Below are 393 nucleotides of genomic sequence, written 5' to 3' on the forward strand. Positions count from 1 at the left end.
TCGATGCTGTGAGTGCCCACACAGATTGCTTGATTCAAATTGTTAAAGAGCGACGCAGCTTTTGCTGCTGCGGGAGTGGCATTCTACTCAACCGCCTTCTCGAGTCAAGCCTTATTTGCAAAGGCTTTTCTAGGTTACCGACATGGTTGTTTGCGTTGCCGCTTGCCGTGTCGATGGAGGCGCATTATAGGGAGTGAATTCGTTCTGGCAACCCCTCTCCTGCAATAAAATTGCAAAAAAGGGCACTTTTTTAGTTATTCATCTCCAACCACAGCTTTTATACAAACTTATCCACAGAAACAGCCTTCAGGTTGTTAGAATGGCCGAAAACATGGAGGCCAAGATGGACTTGCGACTGAGACCCTACAAAGGAAAACGCCCACAACTGGGCAA

1 pseudogene is annotated in these 393 nt (G+C 47.1%); it reads left to right on the forward strand.

Annotated features, from left to right (window positions below):
• Positions 1-319: 319 nt before the first annotated feature.
• A pseudogene (locus ACW5XC_RS20430) lies at positions 320-393 on the forward strand (gamma carbonic anhydrase family protein); the annotation flags it as partial.

This window comes from Aeromonas sp. 25-AL00135 (assembly GCF_054052385.1).